At 38.3% G+C, this 24,545-nt stretch carries 20 protein-coding genes and 1 pseudogene; 14 read left to right on the forward strand and 7 right to left on the reverse strand.

Annotation, left to right across the window (positions count from 1 at the left end):
* Positions 1 to 59: 59 nt before the first annotated feature.
* From C4F49_RS15060 to C4F49_RS15075, 4 genes are all read left to right on the forward strand, one after another.
* On the forward strand, positions 60 to 2,717 hold the full coding sequence (locus C4F49_RS15060) for an outer membrane beta-barrel protein (RefSeq protein ID WP_196936665.1): 2,658 nt from the start codon (positions 60 to 62) through the stop codon (positions 2,715 to 2,717).
* 10 nt (positions 2,718 to 2,727) lie between these two features.
* Complete coding sequence (locus tag C4F49_RS15065) at positions 2,728 to 3,657, forward strand: glycosyltransferase family 2 protein (protein WP_196936666.1); 930 nt, start codon at positions 2,728 to 2,730, stop codon at positions 3,655 to 3,657.
* A 10-nt stretch (positions 3,658 to 3,667) separates the two neighbouring features.
* Positions 3,668 to 4,915 carry a hypothetical protein gene (locus tag C4F49_RS15070; RefSeq protein WP_196936667.1) on the forward strand — a complete coding sequence of 416 codons (1,248 nt, stop codon included), beginning with the start codon at positions 3,668 to 3,670 and terminating at the stop codon, positions 4,913 to 4,915.
* A gap of 549 nt (positions 4,916 to 5,464) precedes the next feature.
* The gene (locus tag C4F49_RS15075; protein ID WP_196936668.1) at positions 5,465 to 6,499 is read left to right on the forward strand and encodes an erythromycin esterase family protein; all 1,035 of its coding nucleotides are present in this window, start codon (positions 5,465 to 5,467) and stop codon (positions 6,497 to 6,499) included.
* A gap of 168 nt (positions 6,500 to 6,667) precedes the next feature.
* On the opposite strand, the gene C4F49_RS15080 is transcribed toward C4F49_RS15075, so the two are convergent.
* The gene (locus C4F49_RS15080; RefSeq protein WP_196936669.1) at positions 6,668 to 7,246 is read right to left on the reverse strand and encodes a hypothetical protein; all 579 of its coding nucleotides are present in this window, start codon (positions 7,244 to 7,246) and stop codon (positions 6,668 to 6,670) included.
* A 405-nt stretch (positions 7,247 to 7,651) separates the two neighbouring features.
* On the reverse strand, positions 7,652 to 8,014 hold the full coding sequence (locus C4F49_RS15085) for a MerR family transcriptional regulator (RefSeq protein WP_196936670.1): 363 nt from the start codon (positions 8,012 to 8,014) through the stop codon (positions 7,652 to 7,654).
* Between the two features lie 365 nt (positions 8,015 to 8,379).
* On the opposite strand from C4F49_RS15085, the gene C4F49_RS15090 reads away from it, so the two are divergent.
* Positions 8,380 to 9,426, forward strand: coding sequence for an MBL fold metallo-hydrolase (locus C4F49_RS15090; RefSeq protein WP_231388329.1), 1,047 nt, complete (start codon positions 8,380 to 8,382; stop codon positions 9,424 to 9,426).
* A gap of 176 nt (positions 9,427 to 9,602) precedes the next feature.
* Here C4F49_RS15090 and C4F49_RS18035 read toward each other — a convergent pair whose 3' ends face one another.
* Entirely contained in the window at positions 9,603 to 10,019 is a 417-nt protein-coding gene (locus tag C4F49_RS18035) for a YceI family protein (RefSeq protein WP_231388378.1), read from the reverse strand.
* Between C4F49_RS18035 and C4F49_RS18040 the strand changes: the two genes are divergently transcribed.
* The 3 genes from C4F49_RS18040 (at position 9,967) to C4F49_RS15105 (ending at position 12,584) form a co-directional block, all read left to right on the forward strand.
* The gene (locus tag C4F49_RS18040) at positions 9,967 to 10,245 is read left to right on the forward strand and encodes a hypothetical protein (protein WP_231388381.1); all 279 of its coding nucleotides are present in this window, start codon (positions 9,967 to 9,969) and stop codon (positions 10,243 to 10,245) included. The genes C4F49_RS18035 and C4F49_RS18040 overlap by 53 nt on opposite strands.
* A 268-nt stretch (positions 10,246 to 10,513) precedes the next feature.
* On the forward strand, positions 10,514 to 11,602 hold the full coding sequence (locus C4F49_RS15100) for a DNA cytosine methyltransferase (RefSeq protein ID WP_196936672.1): 1,089 nt from the start codon (positions 10,514 to 10,516) through the stop codon (positions 11,600 to 11,602).
* A gap of 4 nt (positions 11,603 to 11,606) precedes the next feature.
* Positions 11,607 to 12,584, forward strand: coding sequence for a HaeIII family restriction endonuclease (locus C4F49_RS15105; protein ID WP_196936673.1), 978 nt, complete (start codon positions 11,607 to 11,609; stop codon positions 12,582 to 12,584).
* A gap of 317 nt (positions 12,585 to 12,901) precedes the next feature.
* On the opposite strand, the gene C4F49_RS15110 is transcribed toward C4F49_RS15105, so the two are convergent.
* Positions 12,902 to 13,837, reverse strand: coding sequence for a DUF4145 domain-containing protein (locus C4F49_RS15110; protein WP_196936674.1), 936 nt, complete (start codon positions 13,835 to 13,837; stop codon positions 12,902 to 12,904).
* Positions 13,838 to 14,093: 256 nt separating this feature from the next.
* Here C4F49_RS15110 and C4F49_RS15115 point away from each other — a divergent pair.
* The 3 genes and pseudogenes from C4F49_RS15115 to C4F49_RS18190 form a co-directional block, all read left to right on the forward strand.
* Positions 14,094 to 14,326, forward strand: a pseudogene (locus C4F49_RS15115) (DUF4134 domain-containing protein); the annotation flags it as partial.
* A gap of 223 nt (positions 14,327 to 14,549) precedes the next feature.
* Positions 14,550 to 15,509: an ISL3 family transposase gene (locus tag C4F49_RS15120; protein WP_196936675.1), complete on the forward strand. Its 960-nt coding sequence runs from the start codon at positions 14,550 to 14,552 to the stop codon at positions 15,507 to 15,509.
* Entirely contained in the window at positions 15,484 to 15,741 is a 258-nt protein-coding gene (locus C4F49_RS18190; RefSeq protein WP_196936676.1) for a transposase, read from the forward strand. Before C4F49_RS15120 ends, C4F49_RS18190 begins: the two co-directional genes overlap by 26 nt.
* Positions 15,742 to 15,880: 139 nt before the next feature.
* On the opposite strand, the gene C4F49_RS15130 is transcribed toward C4F49_RS18190, so the two are convergent.
* Positions 15,881 to 16,105, reverse strand: coding sequence for a helix-turn-helix domain-containing protein (locus tag C4F49_RS15130; RefSeq protein WP_196936677.1), 225 nt, complete (start codon positions 16,103 to 16,105; stop codon positions 15,881 to 15,883).
* Positions 16,106 to 16,672: 567 nt separating this feature from the next.
* On the opposite strand from C4F49_RS15130, the gene C4F49_RS15135 reads away from it, so the two are divergent.
* The 3 genes from C4F49_RS15135 to C4F49_RS15145 are packed head-to-tail and all read left to right on the forward strand — an operon-like array spanning position 16,673 to position 22,918.
* Positions 16,673 to 18,322, forward strand: a complete 1,650-nt coding sequence (locus C4F49_RS15135; protein ID WP_196936678.1) for a TlpA family protein disulfide reductase — start codon at positions 16,673 to 16,675, stop codon at positions 18,320 to 18,322.
* The gene (locus C4F49_RS15140) at positions 18,315 to 21,533 is read left to right on the forward strand and encodes a SusC/RagA family TonB-linked outer membrane protein (RefSeq protein ID WP_196936679.1); all 3,219 of its coding nucleotides are present in this window, start codon (positions 18,315 to 18,317) and stop codon (positions 21,531 to 21,533) included. Before C4F49_RS15135 ends, C4F49_RS15140 begins: the two co-directional genes overlap by 8 nt.
* Before the next feature lie 5 nt (positions 21,534 to 21,538).
* Complete coding sequence (locus tag C4F49_RS15145; RefSeq protein WP_196936680.1) at positions 21,539 to 22,918, forward strand: RagB/SusD family nutrient uptake outer membrane protein; 1,380 nt, start codon at positions 21,539 to 21,541, stop codon at positions 22,916 to 22,918.
* A gap of 52 nt (positions 22,919 to 22,970) precedes the next feature.
* On the opposite strand, the gene C4F49_RS15150 is transcribed toward C4F49_RS15145, so the two are convergent.
* Both C4F49_RS15150 and C4F49_RS15155 read right to left on the reverse strand, forming a co-directional pair.
* Positions 22,971 to 23,336, reverse strand: a complete 366-nt coding sequence (locus C4F49_RS15150) for a hypothetical protein (RefSeq protein WP_196936681.1) — start codon at positions 23,334 to 23,336, stop codon at positions 22,971 to 22,973.
* Between the two features lie 286 nt (positions 23,337 to 23,622).
* Positions 23,623 to 24,480 (reverse strand): helix-turn-helix domain-containing protein, encoded by an 858-nt coding sequence (locus tag C4F49_RS15155; RefSeq protein WP_231388330.1) that lies wholly within the window; start codon positions 24,478 to 24,480, stop codon positions 23,623 to 23,625.
* Positions 24,481 to 24,545 lie beyond the last annotated feature (65 nt).

Raw genomic sequence — 24,545 nt, forward strand, 5'->3', positions numbered from 1 at the left:
ATTTTTTCGTAATAAATTTATTTCTTCTCTATTCATTTAACTGCAAATCACAAGAACGAATGGATAAATTTTTCGCTATTAGAGGACTTATTATTGATAGTGTTTCCCACGATGCCGTTAAATCAGCCACTATTTCTTTATACAACAACAATAACAATCTAATTAAATACGGCTTAAGCAATTTAAAAGGAGAATTTGAACTTAAAGATGTACAATACCAAGATACAGTTATACTTAAAATCTCACATCTATCGTATAATATATTTATATTAAAAATAGCGGCACCTAGCGACGGTCTTCTAATTCTTAAGAACACATTCTTAACAACTAAAACTAAAGATATAAATGAGATTGTAATTGAAAAACCACCTATTTTGCTTAATAAAGATACGTTAGAAATATATCCCGAAGCATTTGATTTAGGAGAAAACACTGTGATTGAGGATTTACTAAAAAAAGTGCCAGGAATTGTAGTTTGGGGTGATGGGCAAATTACAGTAAATGGCAAAAAAGTCACAAAACTGTTGGTAGAAGGGAAAAAATTCTTCGGAACTGACCCCCTTATTGCAACACGAAATCTTCCAAATAATGCTGTTAGTAAAATAACAGTATATGAAAACCCTAAACCAGAAACAAGCGAGAACAGTACTTTGAGTATGGATATTACGCTAAAGAATAACAATAAAAGTGGAGTTTTTGGTAAAGTAGGAGCTGGTATAGGTGATACGAAACGAAAAGAAACAGCGGGCTCGTTAAATTTTTTTAACAAAAAAAATCAAATCAGTTTATTTGCCGCACAGAATAATACAAATAAGGAAGCTTATACAGTCGGCGATTTTCTCAGAGTTAACACTTACATGCCTGGAGGAGAAGATTACAATTCATATTCATCATCTTTTAACAAAATAGGATATAATGAATTTTTAATACTTGGAAGTAGGTTCGAAAGAAGCTGGACAAAAAATGTCAATTCAGAATTAGATGTCTTGAACTATATTAAGAATGCTACAATAGAGCAAGAATCAAATGAAATTTATCAGTTAGAAATTGGAAGCCAAGACGTGAAATCAAATAGTACAAGCACAATAAAAAATCAAGTTTTTAAAGCTAATAACGATAACAAATTCAAATTTAAAAACAGAGAATTTAAGGTTAATTCAAAAATTTATCATACTATCGATGATCTAAAAATAAATTTAATTAAAACAATTAGTCAAGACTCAAAACAGGTTTACTTAATTGACAATGCTAATAGTACACGAGCCAAAAATCTAGATAAAAGTTTATATTTAAATTACAATGATAAGGGCTTATTAGGGAGAGATAAAGTGAATGTTTTTTATGAATTTAGGCAAGTGGATAAAGTTTTGAATCAAAACCAACATTTAATTTTTGTAGATTCTAATTATACATCTGAGACGCTCAATAGAACAAAAATAAACGACGTAAAACGCTTAAATCATAATTTATTTGCTAACATTGAAATTCTGTCCGCTTTTGGAAAAATTTCAAAATGGAGATTAAATAGCGAAAGCTACTTTGCATTATCTTCACATACTGAATCTCAAATTGATCGTCATTTTAATCAATTTACACAAAATTATGATATTGTCAACGGAGCAATATCTTTTAATGATGACTATCGAGAATTTCACTGGCGTCCAGGATTAAAGTTGTCAAGATCCTTTATCGAAATCTTCGGACGTGGGAGTAATGAGTGGGGAAGTTCCGCAATGATTAATTATGAGACTACAATGGGACAAAATAGATCTAGCAGCGATTTTAGAACAATTAAAAATAATTTTAAATCTATCCTGCCCTCAGCAGATATTTATTATACATGGTATCGTTCGGGGAAAGAAAACTCATTGATCCTAAATTATAATACTAACTTAATTAGGCCTCAACTATATCAGCAAGTAAGTCTACTAGATACTACGCAAAAAGACTTTAATTATGTAGGAAATAAAGATTTGACACCCGAATATAATCATGTTATAGAATTCAAGTTTAATAACAGAAAAATTAAAAACTCATTTAATCAAAATTTAACTTTCCGCTATACATTAAGAAAAGATCAATTAGCAGACAGCTCAATTTATCAAAACGATGGCCTTAGAAAATCTTACACTGTGAACATTAAGGGTACGCCATGTTACTCGTTAAATTATGATTTGTTAAGCTCCACGAGAATCTTTGGCAAGCCGTTAAATATGAAGTTATTTGCAAATTTTACTGGGGAGAAAGGCTATTACTATATAAACGAATCATTGATTAATATGAAAAATTATGGTTTTGAGACATCTTTTAATTTTGATTATTTACCACACGATAAAATAACCACATCAATCAAAACAACAAATTCTAAACAATTTTCGCAATTTACAAATTACGCAAATAAGACCACCACAAATATTTTAAATATAGATGCTGTCATAAAACTTCCTATGAGGACTACATTTATAAATTCCATAAGCTTTATCGATAGTAAAATAAGTAGGTTGGAAAACAATCAACAATATTTGTGGAATATTCATTTATACCACAGATTTTTTAAGAAGGAAAGATTTGAAATAAAGTTTTCGATGTTTGATTTATTATCTCAAAAATCTAGTGTAAAAAATTATATTTCTGGAAACATGATTAAACAAGAAATAAATAATAATCTTGAGCAATATTTTATGTTTAGTTTGTCCTATTTCCCAAGAAAATTCTAGAACTTAATTAATGAAAACAATATCTATTATAATACCAATCTACAATGAAGAGAAAAATATTAAAAATTTATTTGATTCATTGACAAATCTTTTCATTGGAATGGAAGTTGAATATGTATTTGAGTTTGTATTCATTAATGATGGGAGTGAAGATAATTCATTGGAAATTTTAGAAAGTTTAGATAAATCTATCGGAAAAATCCGCATAATTAATTTTTCAAGAAATTTCGGCCAACAAAATGCTCTAAAAGCAGGTTATGATCACTGCACAGGAGATGCTATCATTTGTATGGATGCTGATTTGCAAAACCCACCTGACATGATCCTACAGATGATATCACTTTGGGAGTTAGGGTACGATATAGTACTTTGTAAAAGAAAGGACGGTAATCAAAACAGCGGGTATTTAAAAGGATTGTTTTCTCGTTTATTTTATAAATTTCTAAATATTTTATCTGAAATTAGAATCGAACATAACGTTCCTGATTTTAGATTGGTAGATAGAAAAGTACTTTCTGAATTAATTACGCTTAAAGAAAAAGATCTATTCTACAGAGGAATAATATCATGGGTGGGTTTTAAAAAAGTAGTAATTGAATATAAGCATATTCCGCGTGATCATGGAAAAACATCATATAATCTACTAAAGATGATGCAATTGGCTGCATCGGGAATTACTGGATTTTCTTTAAAGCCCCTTTATTTATCTATGCTAATTGGCTTGTTAATTATATTAATATCATTTATATATATATTTTACGCATTAATAATTCACTATTTAGGGCGCACAATTTCTGGCTGGACATCGATAATAGTGGCGATTATGTTTTTTGGTGGAATCCAGTTGTTTTTCTTAGGGGTGATAGGTGTATACGTGGGCAAAATTTTTACCCAAGTAAAAGATAGACCAAACTATATTATTAAAGATCATATATATTAAACTGGTTGCAATGAAATTATCAATAATATTCCTCCCGCCGCTTAAAAGTATTTTAACTATTACGATCTATATCGCATTAGCAGTTGCCATTTATTTGATTTTAGATGCTTTTGGTTTTATTCATACAATTCCCAACAATAATAATCTTATTAATTGGGATGGAAAATGGTATTCATCAATAGTGGAAAATGGTTATGTGTATATTGAAAGTATGTGTAATATAGCATTTTTCCCATTATTTCCTTTAATTTGGAAGCTGACAGGGTTCAATCCCATCAATATCTCGATTTTTAATTTTTTGATATTTCTTCTTTCGTATCTATGGATCCTGTGGGGTAAAAATTTTTCAATAATCTCAATATTATTTTTATTGACCCTTCCCTCAGTTATTTTTTTTGCACTACCATATTCTGAATCAATATTTTTCCTAAGTTCGTCTTTAATAATTATAGGACTTGACCGACAGTCTACATTACTAACGTGTATGGGACTTTTCTTTTCTTCCCTGACAAGATCGGTTTCAATAGTGTTTATTCCTGCGATAATTATAACTCATTTTTTAACGAAGGAGAAAAACTGGACGAAAACAATACTTTCAATATCATTTTCGTTATTAGGAACTTTTACTGCTGTAATAATTCAATATTTAGATACAGGGCATTGGTTCCGTTTTTTACAAGTTCAAGAGTATTGGGGTAGAAAATGGCAGGTTATTTCTTTACCGCTAACAACTTTCAATACAGAAAACATTTTAGGTGTAGATGCTTTTGGTTTGATTGTAGGGCTACTTTCTTTTTATTATTTAATGAATATATTATTTTCATACCGTAAAAAAACAGTTAACTCCTATAATATTTTGAAATCAGATAAGGGTTTAATATTTAGTTTACTTTATATGTGCGCTATTACATTTATCGATTGTTTTTTCACTACTACTTTATTAGATCGAACAAATATTTGGAGTATAAATAGGCACATTTTAGCGACTCCTTATGCCTTTTATTTTCTTCTAAAGATTTTAAACAGTGCTCCAAATAAAATTGATAATAGCATAACAATTTTCATCATTTTCACAGGCTTATTGGTAACAAAATTGTATAGCTATCCGTTACAATTTTTGGTATATTTGATTTTAAGTTTTTGGTTATTCAAACTGAAAGATGAATTCATTTTCCCAAAAATTATATCATTATTTATTATCATAATATACCAGATATATTTTTATCAACTATTCCTGTCTAATAAATGGGTGGGTTAAAATTGCTTATAACTGGAAATCAGCGATAGACACAGGCTATTAGGTTAGATGATTATTCATTTTTTTAAAAGATATCGACGTGGCTGAAGTACTCCGGAGCTATGAGTACCGGGAGCTTCGGGCGTTGGAAAACTGACTGGAGAATTATCACAGCAAAAATAACCAAGTATATACTGAGATTATGAAGAGGATATTCAGCGTGACCTCGATGAGTTGAGTTCAAAGTTTGGTTTTCAGAGTAATTCATTTGTTGTTGGAGTAAGAAACGGTAGAGTTGCTTTCTTCGACAGTGTACCTGTTTCATCTTCAACTTCTCTTTCATATAGTTTTTCAACTCGTTTGAGACATAACAAGGGCCGTTGTCAGAGAGAGGCTTCGGTTTGGCTTTTGATTTCAAAGATTACATAGCTGAGATTGTTGATTTTCAAATGCGCGAAGAAAATTTTTTGACTCAGGCAATCTTTCAAGAAAACCTGAACACTAGTAGATATTTTTATGGATTAAAGAAATGTTTTTCATCTTAAAGAAGGTAGCAGCAAAATTTTTTCTATGGGTTACATTATAACTATCTCTATATTATTACTCTCAAGTATACCTAATGTTTGTTTGGGTCAAAACTTGCCGAAAAAAGATTTAGATGAAATTTTGAAGAAAGTTGAACATCATTCAATAATCGGCCTGGGAGAAGCGGAACATTTTTACACAGGATATTATAGGGCAAAGATCGATATCCTCAAACATCTTATTCAAAATGAGTCAATTGATGTCATTGCTCTTGAGGCTTCAATAAATATCACGGCGCTTCTAAATAAATATATTAACGGGGACGCTATGCTGGATGTGCCCAATACGTTGATTTTTCTAAATGAACCATATTCGTTGCAAAAAGCAGGGTTGTATAATTGTGTGGAAATAGTTGAATTGATCGACTGGCTTAAAGATTATAATACCTACCACAGTAAAAAAATAAAATTGGTAGGTATAGATTTCCAAAGTTATTCTATTCCCCTTGATAATTTAAAGAACCAAGCTTCATACAGGCAACGGGAAAAAATTAGCCAGACTAAAGTTCTATTAGATAGTTCAATGCAAGCAATCCTAGATAGTAGCATTATGATTATAACATCGCAAGAATGGCTGAGCCTTTTCAAACTCGCACAATCTAATGTCAAAAGCTTGAAATTAGACCTTATTAATAATGAAAATAAAACTCTATTCACCGAACTCGAGCAGTTTACTACCTTGTGGGATAACCCCATGTTCCCGCGAGATTCACTAATGTATGAAAACTTAGTCTCACATATTGATGAGAAATCACGTGTTTTGATTTGGTCTGCTAATTTTCATCTAGAGAACGATAAGCACTTCAAAGGGCCGAAGAAATTAGGTGTTTTTCTTGATGAAAAATACGGAAGCGAATATTTCATCATCGGGGTCACTGATATGACCAACGAACAAGATGATAACTTAATTTATCCTTCAAAAGCTGATTTTTCCATCCAATATAATTTGAAAATCAATGTGCCAAAAGGCGAGAAATGCGAGATGTTAAATTACGAGCAAGTCTTCAAGATTAATGAATAAATTTTTAAATCGAACATTTCCCATCGATCTATTGTATAGCAAATGGTATGCTAGTAAATTATGAGAGCTAAACTTTAAACGTATTTGTTTAAACATATCATTCTTTGCCTAGCGTATGTCTACCTTACCTAGTGTAAGATTTTACTTCTCGAATATAAACGACACAATTTAATCAACTACTTCGACTAGATTGAGCATAGCAGCCACAACTTCTTGATCTGAAGGTACGGGAGTTTGGGTAAATCCTTGAAAAGACACTTTATGGGCGGTTTTTCCATTCGAGTAAACTTGCGGTATATAAAGCTGAAACATCCAATCTCCAGGTTTATTATTGCTGTTTTTAACTATGAAAAGTTTTGGGAATTTCTGTGTTCTACTATCTTCGACCGCGACTAAATTTTTGTTTTCATCTAAAATGAGTTCCAATGTTTCTTCTCCTGTTCCATCAACTCCCGCAGAGATCCTTTGATTATTCTCTCCTTGTCCAGATACTCCTTCGTTATTCATTGAAAGAGAATAGTAATATATGCCCGCCGAAGAAGGGTAGGTGCCAATCTGAGTGAGTTGTAATTCTCCTGTTGACCAGCCTGCTGCATAATTGCCAAGCGATTCAACCAGCTGAGCTTTAGTCGTGATGTGTTTGAGTCTAGCTTTAGTCATGTCAGCCTGCTCTAAGTGCGGTTTTTCTTGAGGTTTTCCGCAAGCGAACACCAAAGCGGCAGAAACGAGAAATCCAAAAATCTTCATTGTTTTATTTCTTAAATTAAAAAGGATAATTCGAAATTAATACAAACTTTATAGTATAGCTATCCACGAAAACTAGTATTTTTTTCTATTCATCAGAACTTTTTCCGACAATGACAGGCTCCTTGCAGAGCAAGCAAGCATATAAAAATTCAGAAACAAAATCAGTATTCGTTTTTAATGTAATCCATTACCAAGATCATTCACCTCATTGGAAAGTGATTATTCTAAATGGTTGCAGTCGATAAATGAAGTACTCGCTAAAAAGTAATGTTTAATTGTTATTAAAAGCGACTCAACAAGTTTCTTACAAATGTTTTTCAATCGTGCTGAATTGGATGACAAGTTAAGACTAAGTCGATCCATAACTGAAAAGGGTGGTGGCAATTTGATTCGCTATCGGCAATGCTAACATGTCCCATTTCTAATGTCTTCAGTGCATCTAGTAAGGAGTTTTTTGACTTCCTTTAGCTGTTGTATTTTAACATCGACCTCCTTTATTTTGCTTTGTACAGCAGCTATTTTTTTCTCCGTTGAGAGCTTCTTGTTATCCCATTTTTCCAACAAATCTTTTATTTCCGCCAAGGTAAAACCTACCTCCTTTGCACCTTTTATGAGGTTGATTTTTTCTATAATATCTTCATCGTAGTATTTGTAATTGTTTGTTTTTATTTTTTCATTGGCTGTGCCTTTGAATAAACCATAGGTTTCATAGTACCTTAACGTGGCAATCGAAATTCCTGTTCTTTTTGATAATTCATTGATTAACATCGTCGTCGTGTTTAATTTTAAAAAAAATATAAAGTATAAACCCTACTATATGGTTATAATTTCTAAAATTACAAACTATATTTGCTAAAACAGAATGAATTTTTACAAAAAAGGTTTTCAATTTCAACACTTATTCTTAGGTGTCAGACTAGGTTCTTTTAGGATTTCTCTTAATGTGTTAGCAGGGTAATCTCAAAAAGATGCGAAACTTGAAAAGTAATAGCTCCTCAAAATAATCTGTGTTCCTAAGAGTAAACAGAAATTGATAATCTATGCAAAAAGGGAATTTTTTTAAAATCATCAAAAGAATAATGATCATATTTCTCAGTATATTATTGTTGCTGGTAACAGCTGTGCTCATATATATGCAACACCCCAAATTCGGAAAAGCACCGAGCGGAAATCGGTTGGCACGCATTAAGCAATCTCCACGTTTCAAAGATGGGAAATTTCATAATACTCACGTTACACCTATGGTTAGCGAGGGGAATTCTATGATAAAAGTAACTTATGATTTCATTTTTGGTAGATTTCCTCGAACCAATCCAATTGATGAAATTCCTGCTGTTAAAACAGATCTGAAAACTTTGTCAGTTGCCGATAATGTTCTGATATGGTTCGGGCATTCATCTTACTTCATCCAGCTAGACGGAAAACGTTTTTTGATAGATCCTGTTTTCAGTGGAAATGCTTCCCCAATTCCTGGCTCCAATCGATCATTTAATGGAACGGATATCTATTCGGCAGATGATATGCCTGAAATTGATTACCTGCTGATCACCCATGACCATTATGACCATTTGGATTACCAAACTATAATCGAATTGAAGCCAAAGATCAAAAAGATTGTTTGCGGTTTAGGGGTTGGTGAACATTTCGAATATTGGAACTTTGCATCTGGACAAATTATTGAAAAAGATTGGAACGAAAGTCTTGAGCTCAGTGAGAATTTTACATTGCACACTGCGCCTGCTCGGCATTTTTCGGGTAGAAGCTTTAAGAGTAATAATACGCTTTGGGTTTCTTTTATTATGCAAACACCAAATATCAAAATATATCTTGGGGGAGATAGTGGTTACGACGATCACTTTAGTGAAATTGGCAGGAAATTCGGAGCATTTGATTTCGCACTTTTGGATAATGGTCAATATAATCCTGCATGGCGGGAAATTCATTTACTGCCCCACGAGGTACTGATAGCGGCAAAAGATCTTAAAGCGAAACGATTACTACCAATACATTCCTCGAAATTTAAATTGGCTTACCATCCTTGGGACGAGCCTTTAAAAACCATAAGTGAACTAAATGAGAAAGAAAATGAAACGATATTGGTGACGCCGAAAATTGGTGATGTTGTAAAACTAAATGATTCTTCGCAGACCTTTGGCAAGTGGTGGGAATCGATCACGTAGTGTTATTTGTATGGTTTGCTAGCTGTACCTCTTAAAAATATATAGTTTTTTATTTTCTAACAACACTCTTAAAGCTGTTAGCGATCAAGTAGGGTAGAGCGGATTGTCAATCCGCTTTCCTCACTAAGTCAAGATGATTCTGGAAATTCCGAAATAGCATAAATGCTCAAACGGTGTTAAATCCGACCGCTATTGCCATGCATATCCAGATCGGATAGGAGGTCGGTTACTATTTTGATGATCAGTTCTACGTCTTTGTCCACAAGGGTTCTGTCAGCCCAACTTCCTTTATAAACAATATTCCAATCAAACCGATTAATCGTAAAATTTGCTCTAAAAATGCTATCATTTGGATGAGCGAAAAATTCTATATTCTTCGTAACCTCTCTTATTGAAAGATTTCCTGAAATTCTAAGGCTGTCAATTCCTACTTTTTGAATATTGGTTAGCTCCAATAATGATTGTGGATGCTCTACAATATTAAAAAAGTCGACACTTTTTAGATGGTTAAGCAGATTCTTTCGAGCAATTTTTTCGTTTGTGGGAATATCAGTTACGTCAATGGTTGTACAGCTTTGGACAAGTAACAACAACCTACGAGATAATGATGTTAAGATCAGGATGGTGCGGCTTCTATATCCTAAAGTATGGATAGATGTCGATACGGTATATAGCGATGCCCCGGAACGTATTCGATTCTGGGTACAGAATGAAGAGAATAGGTTGATCGCGATTAAAAAGGCAGAAGGAAATGCAAAAAGAATCTCAGAACAGGCTGAGCGCGCAAAATTAATCTTGGATAAGCTAAAAAAGCAATGATCCGATACTGGTAATATTTGACATTTGCAGGAGTAATTTAATTTCATCGTAGCCATTAATTAGTTAGAACTCTTGAGAATTTTTAGATTTCAGAATGGTCGTGGACATAATCGCCATAGGTAAAAGCGCAACAGCAAAACTTTATTTACTAAAAATATTAGTATTTTAAAATGTTAATTATATATTTGTTGTGGATAAATAAACTATGCGTAAAGTAATACTCTAAGTTTTTATTTGTATATTTTTGTTTCACTCTAAAGTTTTAGATATGAAAATAGTCTCTTTTTTTGCAGGTGCAGGTGGTTTAGATTTGGGTTTTGAACAAGCTGGTTTTGATGTGGTATGGGCAAACGAGTATGATTCAGAAATTTGGGACACTTACTCACGTAATCACCCAAATACATTCTTGGACAAAAGAAGTATCGTCGAAATACCTTCGGATGAAGTTCCTGATTGTGATGGTATTATAGGTGGTCCACCTTGTCAGAGCTGGTCCGAAGCGGGTTCGAAAAAGGGTATCACCGATAAGAGAGGTCAGCTTTTTTATGAATTTATGCGTATATTGGCAGATAAAAAACCGAAGTTTTTCTTGGCAGAAAATGTCTCTGGAATGTTGTTAACCACGCATAGAGACGCTCTCAATAATATAAAGCAAATGTTTAAAGACATTGGTTATAATCTGTCTTTTCAAATGTTGAATGTGTCCGATTTTGGTGTTCCGCAAGATAGGAAGCGAGTTTTTTTCATTGGTTTTAGGAATGATTTAAAAGCTGAATTTAAATTTCCAGTTTCTACTCATAAAGATGCTAAAATCAATTTAGCAGCTGTGATAGGAGATCTAGTAAATTCTGCTTTGCCTGCTAAAGACCGCAATATTACCAATGGTAGCTTTTGCTCTGTTCCAAATCACGAGTATATGATAGGAGGTTTTTCTTCTATTTACATGTCGAGAAACAGAGTTCGGTCTTGGGATGAGGTCTCATTCACAATCCAAGCTGGGGGAAGACATGCACCGATTCATCCACAAGCTCCGAAAATGGAATTCGTTGAGCAAAATGTTAGACGATTTGTACCTGGGCAAGAGCATTTGTATCGAAGATTGAGCGTGCGCGAGTGCGCACGTATACAGACGTTTCCAGATGAATTTATCTTTGATTATAAGTATGTTGCTGCTGGTTATAAAATGATTGGAAATGCTGTCCCCGTGAAGATGGCTAAAGTACTAGGCGAAATGATAATTCTACAATTGACTAAAGCTAAATTGGCTAAATCACGTATTTCAAAAAAAGCCAGTGGACTGGACGGAGAGGCTGTCAAAAACAAGTTAAACGTTTTTTTGGAAGAATTAACTGCTTAGCCTGATGTCTACAGTCCGAAAATCTATACAAGTGATTAATGGGAAAGCCTTTGAATATTCTTTATTGATGGGATTTTATGAACGTCTATCCTTGTTAACAAATGTAAGTATTGAAAAAAATGGTGCTTATCTTTTAGCCAAAAGTTATTTCGATAGTTTTGATGAAAGCGAACAGCAATCTTTCAATTTATATTCCAGTTTTGCTGTTAATTTTTTGATAGATTTAGAACCGAGATTGTCCAATGGTATTAATGATGATGATGTGTTGACCTTAGAACTGGTGTCCGATAAGCAGGGGCAAGCTGGCGATGTACGCGATGTTCTTGCTATTAGGGTTAGTCAAGGTTGGGAAATTGGTATTTCTGCTAAAAATAATCATAGAGCCGTTAAACATCCTCGTTTATCCCAAAACCTAGACTTTGGAAAGCAATGGTTAGGTTTAAATTGTTCTACAGAATATTTTGAAGCAATTGCACCTGTTTTCAAGGAATTGGCTAATTGCCAAAAAGCTAGTGTCAAAACTGCTAAGTGGGATGAGCTAGGCGATTATCAATCGTCAGTGTATATTCCTGTTCTAGATGCTTTTAAGACCGAGCTTTTAAGGTTAGAGAAGGATAATGTCGGGCTAGTAGCAAAAAGTCTTGTGCAGTATTTAATTGGTCGACAGGATTTCTATAAAGTGATTAAAGACAAAGGACGAGTAGAAATACAAGCCTATAACTTGTACGGTACACTTAATCTACCTTTTGGTAAAGCGAAAGCAAAATTTAAAGTAAACCTTTTAAAGTTGCCTACGCGGTTAATCGACATATCATATCAGGCTAAATCTAGAAGTACTCTCATCGTAGTGCTAAATGAGGGATGGCAAATTTCTTTTAGAATCCACAACGCAAGTTCGAGAGTCGAGCCATCTTTAAAATTTGATATAAACCTTGTATCGTCGCCGTATACACTTTTTACCAATATGTTGTCGGTATCATAACAACTGATTTTAAAGTTTTTGGCGAAATGCAGTATAGGTCTAATTCACTGTGTTTATTTTGATAGCATATTTGATTTCGCAAAATATCTAAACAGGTGACTTATTTATGGTATGCGATTTGCAGTGAAAATAGACTATTTTGGTTGATAGAATCTAAGATCGCTACAGATTTTTAGTATATTTTTTTATGCCATAAAAAAAGGAGATTACAGCTAATCTGTAGCAAGAAAAACACGGTAAACCGTAACTTTAAAAGTTTGTAACTACTTAACCGCTGTATCGTGGATACGAGCGAAACGCTCGCACTAGCGAGGGTCTTAATTGTATTTAGTAAATAAGTCGTCGTATGGATCCTCATGAAGAAAAAAATTCATTGCAATTACTTTGTACTTTTGATCACCATTTTGTTCTAGAAACCGAAGTCTTTTGTCACTAATCTCTTTGTCTAGAATAGAAGTGAAACGTTTCAAATCATTAGGTTTACATATTTTATTGATTTTAGGTATCAACTCTTTTAGAGTGAAAATGTGACCTACCATTTCTAAAGTAATATGTCTAGTAAGCACGAGAACGAAATTTTGATAGGTATTGATTTGGATGTCAAGGTTTCTGAGTACCTCATCATCTGGGTAATATATAGTTTTCAAATAATGGTTTACTATGTCGAGGGCTATTCTGATTTGTTTTTCTTTTGGTTTGTCAAGTTCATGAATAGCATTGTTACCTAGAAATCTAATACTATGTAGCCTATGTGCATCATTCTTCGTTAACAACCCTTCATCGGAAAGATTATGGATCTTTTGCTCAAGATCTCTTTGAGTACTTAACTTTTTGTCTATATATGTACCTTCAATAATTGCTCTTAAACCAGCTGAAGCTAAAATAAATGCTTTGTTTTCAATAGCAATTTTTACTTCTTGGTACAAATTAGCAATTTTATTAGGTAGTTTATTTATCAAGGAATAACTAGCAAACCCCATTTTCGCAAATGGAGGATAATACGTCTTTTCGCTATAAGGAATTAGCTCCTCATTTATTTCATTCACCATACTGGGGTCATGAAAGCTTCGGCAATAGATAACATCATCGCAACCTAAACACTGTAATAAGATATGTGTAGTTGTACCCCAATAATGATAGCTTAACGGGAACTCTTCATCTGGCAATTCTTCATCATGCACAGCATTAGAAAATATAGGATTATGATTTGTTTCTTTTTTGCATGAATTACAAAATACTTTGTTTGTTTTCATATTTTTTAGATATTATTAAGTAATAAAAACTGATTGGATTTAATACAAATTATTCGATTTTTTAAACGGATTTTGAGCAATCCAACCAAATCACTAAAGATAGGAAGCAACTATGGAAGATTCAAATAAAATTATTCAAAGCTTTTGGTACGGGGATGACTGCCACTTTTCGGTAACACCTCTTTTCCCACAAGACATTTGTCCCGAAAGCTCGCAAGGTGCGAGATAAACAGTAACAAATTAATGTGTTTCAATTATGGAAAAACAAGGAAAAAAAGTTTTACTGGCAGCCGTGGCAATGCTGTCAGGAATTGGTGCGTTCGCACAGGGCAACGGCTCGGCAGGAATCAACGAGGCTACCCAAATGGTAACAAGCTATTTCGACCCGCAACGCAATTAATCTACGCCATCGGTGCGGTAGTCGGGTTAATCGGGGGCGTTAAGGTGTACAACAAATCCGGTTCCGGCGACCCGGACACGAGTAAGACTGGAGATTTCGGTATTGCTGACCATAGCTTTCCGGAAATTAAAGACAGCCCATTTCGTTCAAAATTGACCAGTTCAAATTATTATAAATTAAGAATTTATGGAGGAGTTTAAGTTTTTGTTGGCTGGTCAATTCGCCACGGAATTGGGTGGTAATAAGATGGTTCTTCCCCACTTTTGGTGGTAATCCTATGAAACAAATATTGATTTATCCGTTAGTAAGTTAATGAATGTCAATAAAATAATATTCAACGGCACTAGTCAGTTCAAGGTTGTTTCTGTAGATAGTGATATGGATAGCTTCACTATCTATGTATTGGGCAAAGGGAAAATATCTTTTTGCCCAAATTGTGAGCAGGTCTCATCTAAAGTTCACAGTTATTACACAAGAAAGTTTGCGGATCTTCCAACATTCGGAAAGTGCTCAAAGATTATCTTGCGAGCACACAAATTTTATTGTAGTACGCTGGAATGTCCATTAAAAGTGTTTACAGAAAGATATCAAGACCATTTTAAGCCATACCAGAGAAGAACTGATAGGTTAAATATTAAATTACTAAATATAGTCCTCGAATCTGGCGGAAAATCTGCAGAACGGATCTGCAACCAACTTTCCATCCCTGTATGTGATACGACTTTATTGCGACTAATAGAAAAGGCAGAGCTCCCCAGTAATGAAGACATAATAGCCTTGGGTGTTGACGATTGGGCAATAAAGAAACGGGAGCGTTATGGAAGTATCCTTGTAGATCTAGTCACAAATCGTCCAATTGGGCTACTTGGTGATCGCGAAGAAGATACGCTTTGCTCATGGTTACAGAAAAGAGATAGTCTCCAGATTATTTCCCGAGACAGGTACATTAATTTTAAAAATGCTTCTACAAAGGGTGCCCCTCAAGCAATACAAGTTACGGATCGCTGGCATTTATTAAAGAACTTAGGTGAGGCGATGCGCAAGATTCTGGACCGGGAGTATTCAACCCTAAAAAAAGTCAGGGAGGCTAATAGCAAAACTAAAATGGCAGAACCACGTGTTCTAAAAAGTATGATACCCAGCGCTCAACAGGAGAAGTTCAAAGAAGTAAAGCTGCTGCTTGAACAAGGTGTGTCTATCCAGGATATTGCAAGAAGGTTTAAGATGAGCCGTACAGTTCCGTCATATGATACTCAAGGACCGAAGCAGTGACGGTTTGAACTCGTGGATTATAAATGTGATAAACTCCTCAATTGCGGAACTACGTAGTTTTGCAAACGGATTAATGCAGGATATTAAAGCGATAGAAAATGCTTTCAACCTAGCCTGGAGCAATGGGCCGGTGGAAGGAAATGTAAATAAACTCAAAACTTTAAAACGGCAAATGTATGGGAGATGCTCGCTGAGCCTTTTGGAAAAAAGGTTAGTGTTGACCCCATCATAACCACCAAAAGTGGGGAAGAACCATAGGCTCCGAAACCCTCTCTCATGACATAAAACAGAATATTTAATTTGTTTTACCACCAAAAGTGGGGAAGAACCATAAGATCCGAAACCCCCAATTGCCTTTAATAGTTTTTCTCTTAAAAACCCAACAACTCATTAGCTGACACTTCTAAGGCTTTGGCAATTTGATATATTGTAAATACTGAAGCGGTAACACGCCCATTTTCTATTCTTCCGATAGCCTGATAATCTTTAAAGCCTATAGCGGCGGCTAATTGGGGTTGGGTTAATTGTTTAGCTTGTCTTAATTCTTGAATACGCGCACCTAACAACTTCCTAAATCTTAATTCTATTGCATCCATATGGACTAAGCACGGAATAATATGAAAACTAATACCAAACAAATTTGTTTGGATTATATTAATTTTTTATATTTGTTTAGTTAAATCAGGTCGTTATCTGATTTAAGGTATTAAATTAAGAGAGTCTCGTTCACAAACTCTGACAATAAATCCCAAACGAGACGGTAGTTTAATGCCCGTGCACATATTTTTGTACCTTTGGTGCAAACTATAGCGCATGGGCGACTATCGTAAATCCGTTTTGGGAGGGGTCAGAGCCTTGTGTAGCGGTTGATAGGAGCCCTGCTATAGTTCTTCTTCCATAGAGACTCACTAATCATAAGTGAGTTATGAAAAAAAAACTTTACAAAAATCTGATTAAAGCTCCCGAGTAGCTCGGCTATTTCTTTTCGATAAATGATGTGTTAACATAAAAAATAATTGACGTATATTTTGTGCGCACGGTATTTCGAATACCAAAACATTCATCAATTAAGACTGGAGTCTTGGCATCTGGACGGATAGCGAGTCTGATACTTCGTTAATGCGTTGCAGATGCAATGGTTACACAAAAACTAACTTAAAAAAATGAAGGATTTTTATGAGGATGGGAGGGGACAGTTTTTTTTGAAACTGCTTTTCTCAAAGGATAAAGGTGCATTATATCGCTCTGTTGGCGCAGCACGCCCATTTCCTTTTGTCTTGGAACAAAAGGAACCAAACACTCATGGACCGATTTTACCGGGTAGTGATTATTTTAAGATCAGACTTCATAATAAAAAGTTTCTATTGCTATCCTGGCAATTACTCAAAATGTCACATGCGAACCGAGTTTATGATCCCCGTAAGGAGAAGCAAAATAATAGAGGGTGTATTGATGGTATACATATACCGAAGGATCTTAATTTTACCTTTTGGGCGCTAGGGGGATTTAGGACGTATAGCTTACAAGCTATGATGTACAGCATACTGCTTTTTGTTTCATTTTTGTTTCATAGTGTTGCCTTGGCGCAGTCTCGACAGGACATCGGGACTGTAGCTGGGGCAAATAGGATTGTTCCATTACGAGCAGGGGATAAATTGCCTGAAGAGTTCTGGAAGCAGGAATACCTTTTTTATCGCAATGGCGATACTGTACGACAGACGCTAGACGTATATCGAGGCAAGGCTATAATTTTAGATTTTTGGGCACAGTGGTGCACACCATGTCTGGTCTCGCTGGGGAAGGTAAACACCTTTGCACATCAGCTTTCCGGCAATGGCGTATTTATCCCTGTCACATCGGACAAATTGACTTCAGTCCAGTCGGTGTGGAAAAAGCAAGGGTTCACGTTGCCTTCTGTTATTGGAGACACCATACTGGGACAGTTCTTCCCCCGAGCGAGCATACCCCATGTGGTGTGGATAGATGCCGAAGGCACAGTCGCGCACATCACCAACCAGCAGCCGCTAGATGAGAGCAATATGAGCGATTTTTTCAAGGGAGCAGAGCTGGAGGTCGCCCAGAAGACCGCTGTCGATAAAAATAGGCCTTTGCTCCTGGATACTCGAGTCGATCCAAGCAGCGTGGAGAATTACCAGCTTGTGCTCAAAGGGAAGCAAGAGGGGATGCCCATGCTAAAATTCACGCGCAGTACGCCACAAGGGGTCTTTAGCAAGACGTATATCAATAGGCCGCTGCTGCTGCTCTATAAAGGGCTGGCATACGACCTGTTTTACGGGCTGGGACAGACAATGTTCGAAAAGGACTTTCAGATAGCCGATATAGATCCTGCCATACTGAATGAAATCTATACGCTTGATATCATTTCACCGTCTAACACAGAAGCTACGTTTTACAGCCACCTGGTGGATCTGTTGAATACAGCATCGGGCCTGGAGGCAGGCATGGACAGCGAGCAAAGGCAATGCCTGGTGCTAAAAAAACTGAACGGTGACGTTGTCCTCGGTACAGCGGGAGGAGAAAGATTGCGCCAAGTGGACTGGAACGGACATATCGATCTTCGCAACCTGCCCTTGCCATCTTTCCAAGGTATCCTGATGGACGATCGCTTGACGGGAAAGTATATCGTCAACGAGACCGGCTATAAAGGAAATATCGATGCACAGCTGACCGTAACCAGCGATCTGGCAGAATTGAACAGACAGTTGGCAAAGATGGGGCTTCAGCTCGAAGAGGCCATTAGAGATGTGACCATATTTACCATAAAAAAGCCTAAACCTAACGAACATGAATAAAATACGCTATAATTTTTTTGTGCTGATGCTTAACCTGTTCTGTGCACCGATATTAATGGCACAGGAGCAGGCCCTAAAAGGGCGGGCGGTCGACCGGGCCACAGGGGCAAGGATCGCAGATGTATCGATGTACCTGCCAGGCGATGCCGCTATGGCAAAGTCGGATCAAAATGGCGCTTTTAGCATTCAGGTCCGCAACGGTACAGAAAAAGTGCCCGTCCGTTTTTCGGCAGTGGGCTACATAGTTCTGGATACGCTGCTAGCCATCGATAGGACCCATTTGATACAGCTCGAGAGGGGACTTGTCGACGTGGAAGAGGTGTATGTATCGACAGGGTACGATAAGATCCCAAGGGAGCGGTCTACCGGGTCATTTTCGGTGATCGGAAGCGACCGCATCAGCGAGCAGATCGATTTTAACATCATGGACCGGCTGCCTGCAGTAGCGTCGGGCATCGTGCTCGACCGCAATTCAAAAGGAGGGTCTGACCAGCTTTTGGTAAGGGGCATGAGCACGATACTGGGAGAAACTGCGCCTTTGGTCGTATTGGACAATTTCCCGTACGAAGGGGATCTTTCCAGTATCAATCCTGACGATATCGAAAACATAACGATCTTGAGGGATGCGGCGGCGGCGTCCATCTGGGGAGCGCGGGCCGGCAATGGCGTGATCGTGATCACCTCAAAAAAAGGGAGCCTGAACCAAAAATTAAAGGCCAATTTCAGCGCGCAGACTTCCATAGAGGCTAAACCGGATCTTTTCGCGATCGAGCGGATCAGCTCCTCGGACATGATCGATGTCGAGAGCATGCTCTTTGAAAAGGGGTATTACAGCTCCATGATCGGTTCCAGGAGCAAGCCTGTGCTGTCTCCTGCCGTAGAGCTCTTTATCCGCCAGGCATCGGAATCTGATCCTGCGGCCTTAGCAGAGATCGATGCCGAATTGGACAGGCTGCGCACGCTGGATGTCCGGAACGATTTTTTAGACTACATATATCGGCCGGGGCTCCAGCAGCAGAGCACGGTAAGCCTTGCACAGGGGTCGGACCGGTTCATCTGGAACGCTTCAGCGAGCAATGCCTCCTTGAGGGACAACCTGGGCCAAAAGACACAGAGAAATACGTTCGTGACAAATTCCAGGATACATATCGGCAAGCGCCTGTCCATCGATGCAGGGATCAATATTTCCTTTCTGGCAAGCAGGAGCGGCAGGCCAGGGCTTGGAGCTATCAGCGCTTATAACAGCGGGCTGTTCCCCTATGCCGAGCTTGCCGACGCCCAGGGAAATGCGCTCGCTGTCTATAAAGACTGGCGCGCGCCATTTTTGGAAAACGATCTCCATCCCGAGCTGCTAGATTGGAGATATTACCCACTAGAAGACTACAAGCACAGTACATCTGTGCAGTCCAGCCAGAACACGCTGCTGTCTACAGGTGCAGAATACAGTCTGCCCAAGTGGTTCAGGCTCTCGGCCAAATACCAGTTCCAAAAACAGGCCGGGCTTTCCGAAAATCTGACAGATATACAAAGCTATGAAGCGAGGAACATCGTCAACAGCTACTCCAAAATAAATACAGCGACCGGGGGGATTGACCATCAGGTCCCCAAAGGGGGGATCTTAGACCAGTCCACCAATAGCCGGACAGCCCACAGCTTGAGGGGACAGCTGAATTTCAACTGGGAAACGCCTATCCATAAGGTATATGGGCTGCTCGGCAGCGAGGTGCGCAGCGTTTCCGCGAATTCGGGCAGCAATAGGCTGTATGGATACAATCACTCCAATCTGGCCTATTCGCTTTTTGACCTGACCGTTCCGTATACCCATTACATTACCGGAGCAAACGTAACGATGCCCAGTGGCCTATCTCTAAACCAGCGGGAGGACCGTTTTATCTCCACGTTCTTCAATGGATCGTATATGTTCAAGGACAGATATACGGCTACTTTCAGTGCCAGGAGAGACGCGTCAAACCTCTTCGGGTTGCACGTGAACGACAAATGGAACCCCTTTTGGTCAGCAGGCCTTGGATGGACCGTTTCAAATGAGCGTTTTTTTGCAGACCATCCGATAGGCCACCTGAAGCTTAGAGCTACCTATGGCAAGACCGGCAACCTGAACCCTTCGATGGTCGCCCTTACTACGATAAGGTATGCCGGCCCCAATCCGTTCACGCAGACACCTTATGCCAGGTTTGACAATTATGCCAATCCCGAGCTGAAATGGGAAACAGTGGGCATGGCCAATATCGGCCTGGATTTCGCTACCAAAGATAACCGTATCTCAGGAACGATCGAAGGCTACTACAAGCAAGGGACAAATCTGTATGGCCTGGCTCCCATGGACTATACGAGCGGCGTGGATGCGTTCATCATCAAGAATGTGGCGGCCATTTCGGCAAAGGGAATGGACGTGACACTGAACACGATCAATACGATAGGGAAGGTCAGATGGACAACAAACCTCCAGTTCAGCTTGAACCGGGACAAGGTGACTAAATATCATGCAGAGAGCGATCTGGCATCTCAATTTGTGGGCGCGACGAACAGGATTTCGGGAAGGGAAGGTTCTCCGGTATACGCTATGTATTCCTATAAATGGATGGGACTGGATGCGCAGGACGGCGCGCCATTGGGGCTGCTCAGCGGCGAGGCGTCACGGGATTACCGCCAGTTTACGGGAGCGAGCGCCACAGTAGACGATCTGGTCTACCATGGGGGAATCCAGCCAACGCTGTTTGGATCGCTGGGCAATACTTTATCATGGAAACAGTGGTCGGCCACATTTCGCATGACCTACAAGTTTGGCTATTATTTCAGGAGAGAGACCATTGTTTACAGTTCGCTCTTCTCGACATGGAATGGCCATGGCGATTTCAACAAGCGGTGGCAGCGGCCCGGCGACGAATCTGCTACCGATATCCCTGCCCTGATATATCCCGTCGAATCTGGCGCGGAAAACTTCTATCGCTATGCAGAGCCTTTTGTGGAGCGGGGCGACCACATCCGGTTGGAGTATGCCAACCTTTCTTATGCGTTCCCAAATGGTGCCGTATCCAAGCTGAAAGATGCATCGGTGACTTTCAATGTCAATAATCTAGGCCTGCTGTACAAAAGGAACAGAGCAGGGGTCGACCCGGATTTCAGCTCAGCCTCAAATACGGGATTTTCACCTTCGACGATTTATTCATTAACGATAAAATGTGCAATATGAGAAACATGGAAAAAACAATTTTTTGTGCGCTGGCGGCCCTGTTGGTTTTATTTTCTGCATCCTGTGACAAATTTCTGGACACAAAGCCCGATCAAAAACTTGCCGTTCCGCAGAGCCTTGAAGATCTTCAGGCTTTGCTGGATGACTATACCAATCGGACGATGGAAAGCGCTGCAGGAGAGATCAGCTCTGGCGAGTACACCGTCAGCGATGCCAATCTAGCATCCCTTTCTTCCTCATCAGCCTTTGACAGGCGGATGTATCAATGGGACGGAGATAATTTGTTCGAACAGGGGAGCTCATTGGGCGATTGGGGGCGCTATTACACGACAATATATACATGCAATACGGTGCTCGAAAATCTTGAGAATATCGAGAGGGGCATATCCAATGCGGCACAGTACGACCAGATACGGGGCAGGGCTTTTTTTTGGCGCGCACAAAAGCTGTTTCAGGCTAGCTTGATCTGGTGCAGCGCGTACGATCAGCGTACAGCGGCGAAACAGCTCGGGCTGCCGATCCGGCTTGGCACAGATTTCAATGAGGTATCGGTCCGATCTGATATGCAGCAGACATATCGGCAGATCCTCGAAGATGCCGAAAGCTGTATCCGTCTTTTGCCAGAGCAGGTTTCGCACCCTGTCCAGCCGGGCCGTTGCGCCGGTTACATGCTCTTGTCGCGCATACATCTTTACATGGGCAATTACGAAAGATCCTTTCTTTATGCTGATTCGGCACTTTCCATAAAGAATGACCTCATGGACTATTCTGCACTGAACAGCAGCCCTACCTATCCGATTGCCCGGTACAACCAAGAGGTGATCTATCAATCGGCTATCGGTGCACCGCAGATACTGAGCATCTCCCGTGCGAACATCGTTGAGGAGATCACCGGTAGCTATGCAGATGGCGACCTGCGGAAAGTGCTTTATTTCGTCAGAAATACAGATGGGACGTATGGCTTTCGAGGGAATTATATTGGAAGTGCGGGGCTGTTCATGGGGTATGCAACAGATGAGCTGTACCTTCTCCGAGCAGAATCTGCAGCGCGGACCGATCGGCTGTCGGTAGCCCTGCAGGATATCAATGCGCTGCTGTCCACGAGATGGAAAAAGGTAAATGGTATATCCACGTATCAGCCTATAGAAGAGATCGATGCCGATGCCCTGCTGGCATTTATATTGTCTGAACGAAGGAAAAGTTTGTTGTTCCGGGGATTGCGGTGGTATGATCTGAAGCGGCTGAACCGCGATGGAGCCAATATTACGCTGAGAAGAACGATAGCAGGGCAAGAATATGCCCTTGCCGCCAATGACTTGCGGTATGCGCTCCCTATTCCAGAAGATGTTATAAGGATATCCGATATGGAGCAGAACCCGCGCTAAATAAACATGGCACCCCAAAAGGTGCCATGTTACCTATTAAATTGAATACTGCCTATTCCGGATTTCTTGTAGATTCGGCATTCTCTACAACTTGCTCTTCAGTATCAATTGGATATTCCGATTCAAAATAATCGATCAATGCTTCGGCGTCTACAATGCTGACATTTGTCTCGAAGGTACAAGGGAGTTCTAAGGTAAGCTCCGTCTCACAATTGTCAGGAGACGACCCGTCTTCCCATTTTTCTGGGTTCAAAATTTCAGAAGGATCATCTCCTGTGAAATGCCATGTAGTTGTGGCTGTCTTTTTTGCTACAGCTGTTTTTTGATTTTTCTCAAAAGCTGTTACCGTAAAGAACAGCCCAAATAATAATGCAAATGCGGTCATGCCGGCTACGATTTTTGATTTTAATGTTTTCATTTTTTTATATTTAAAATGTGTTGTAAAATTAATTTTGACTTGTCAAATTTATACTCGTGAAAAGTGCTGCGAGTGTTTTCTTAAAAGGTCTACCCATCACTATTGTGGTAATGGATAGACCCCGATCGGGAATACCGCATATTTTCTTCGTTGTCTTTTAAAAATATTCATCATCGCATATTTTGTTTGGGGAGAAGTAAACTTGTTCAGCAAAAATAAATACAACAGCCTTATTTGTATAGTCTGTTTATGCCAATCGTATATCTCTATGTTGGCATTTTCTGAATTATTTTTGATATATTTTTCTGTAGGATGCAAGGGTATGACCCTTTATTTTTTTGAATGCTCTATTTAAAGAATTGATGTCACTATAGCCACATTCCACAGCAATCTCGAATAATGAAATATTTGTTTCAGCAAGTAGATTCCCTGCCTTTTTAATTGTTTCGGACCGGATGTATTGCTTTGGATGTTGTCCTAAATATTGTGGAAATATACGGGCTAATGTACGTCTAGATATCGGAAAAGTGCCAATTATATTTTGCGCAGTAACGGGATCTCCCTTGGCAATTTGAGTCGCTATAAATTCCTGAATCTGAACTAAAAGTTTTTTAGTTTGACTGATTTTGTCACGATTTTTCAATAATCCCTTATAAGCAGAAAGTAGAGGTGGCAATTCCCAGAAGAGATGCCTATTGAAATCTTTATACCGCATCGGTGGTATCTCAATCAACCGTGCCAGTCGATGTTTAAAGATTTGATCCATCGTGCAACTTTCCATAGAATGGAATCTGGCTAACGCTGGATTATTCATGAATCGTATCAATTCGTTAAATTCATCTCGCATGGGATACAAGAGTTCCGGAGCCAGACATATTACGTGAAAGCTGTTTTCTTTGGTGATGAGCTCAACACAATACTTTCCGCTATTAGCAAATAGCATTCGACACTGATTGGTAGCTAAACTTATGCTTAAAACTGACTTTTCATTTTCCTTGTAGCACAATTGTCCTTTATGTACGGCTATCAAAATATAAGCGGGGGCTTCTGAAATAATATGTAAAATGTACTTTTTTGTATTTTTGGTTTCATAATGGTCCAGTTGTAGACTTTTCCGACTATATTGCCGTCGCGTAATAGTCATATGCTTATTTTCATATCTATAGCATTTGGAAAAAGGATAGTTTTCCGAATCTTGTAACAAGGTTA

Origin of the sequence: Sphingobacterium hungaricum, from assembly GCF_015210005.1 — a bacterium.
Taxonomy (GTDB): Bacteria; Bacteroidota; Bacteroidia; order Sphingobacteriales; family Sphingobacteriaceae; genus Sphingobacterium; species Sphingobacterium hungaricum.

Excerpts from the sequence above, each read along its gene's own strand:
- C4F49_RS15060 (WP_196936665.1), top strand. The coding sequence starts at position 60 with ATGGATAAATTTTTCGCTATTAGAGGACTTATTATTGATAGTGTTTCC.
- C4F49_RS15065 (WP_196936666.1), top strand. The coding sequence starts at position 2,728 with ATGAAAACAATATCTATTATAATACCAATCTACAATGAAGAGAAAAAT.
- C4F49_RS15070 (WP_196936667.1), top strand. The coding sequence starts at position 3,668 with ATGAAATTATCAATAATATTCCTCCCGCCGCTTAAAAGTATTTTAACT.
- C4F49_RS15075 (WP_196936668.1), top strand. The coding sequence starts at position 5,465 with ATGGGTTACATTATAACTATCTCTATATTATTACTCTCAAGTATACCT.
- C4F49_RS15080 (WP_196936669.1), bottom strand. The coding sequence starts at position 7,246 with ATGAAGATTTTTGGATTTCTCGTTTCTGCCGCTTTGGTGTTCGCTTGC.
- C4F49_RS15085 (WP_196936670.1), bottom strand. The coding sequence starts at position 8,014 with ATGTTAATCAATGAATTATCAAAAAGAACAGGAATTTCGATTGCCACG.
- C4F49_RS15090 (WP_231388329.1), top strand. The coding sequence starts at position 8,380 with ATGCAACACCCCAAATTCGGAAAAGCACCGAGCGGAAATCGGTTGGCA.
- C4F49_RS15100 (WP_196936672.1), top strand. The coding sequence starts at position 10,514 with ATGAAAATAGTCTCTTTTTTTGCAGGTGCAGGTGGTTTAGATTTGGGT.
- C4F49_RS15105 (WP_196936673.1), top strand. The coding sequence starts at position 11,607 with ATGTCTACAGTCCGAAAATCTATACAAGTGATTAATGGGAAAGCCTTT.
- C4F49_RS15110 (WP_196936674.1), bottom strand. The coding sequence starts at position 13,837 with ATGAAAACAAACAAAGTATTTTGTAATTCATGCAAAAAAGAAACAAAT.
- C4F49_RS15120 (WP_196936675.1), top strand. The coding sequence starts at position 14,550 with ATGAATGTCAATAAAATAATATTCAACGGCACTAGTCAGTTCAAGGTT.
- C4F49_RS18190 (WP_196936676.1), top strand. The coding sequence starts at position 15,484 with ATGATACTCAAGGACCGAAGCAGTGACGGTTTGAACTCGTGGATTATA.
- C4F49_RS15130 (WP_196936677.1), bottom strand. The coding sequence starts at position 16,105 with ATGGATGCAATAGAATTAAGATTTAGGAAGTTGTTAGGTGCGCGTATT.
- C4F49_RS15135 (WP_196936678.1), top strand. The coding sequence starts at position 16,673 with ATGAAGGATTTTTATGAGGATGGGAGGGGACAGTTTTTTTTGAAACTG.
- C4F49_RS15140 (WP_196936679.1), top strand. The coding sequence starts at position 18,315 with ATGAATAAAATACGCTATAATTTTTTTGTGCTGATGCTTAACCTGTTC.
- C4F49_RS15145 (WP_196936680.1), top strand. The coding sequence starts at position 21,539 with ATGGAAAAAACAATTTTTTGTGCGCTGGCGGCCCTGTTGGTTTTATTT.
- C4F49_RS15150 (WP_196936681.1), bottom strand. The coding sequence starts at position 23,336 with ATGAAAACATTAAAATCAAAAATCGTAGCCGGCATGACCGCATTTGCA.
- C4F49_RS15155 (WP_231388330.1), bottom strand. The coding sequence starts at position 24,480 with ATGACTATTACGCGACGGCAATATAGTCGGAAAAGTCTACAACTGGAC.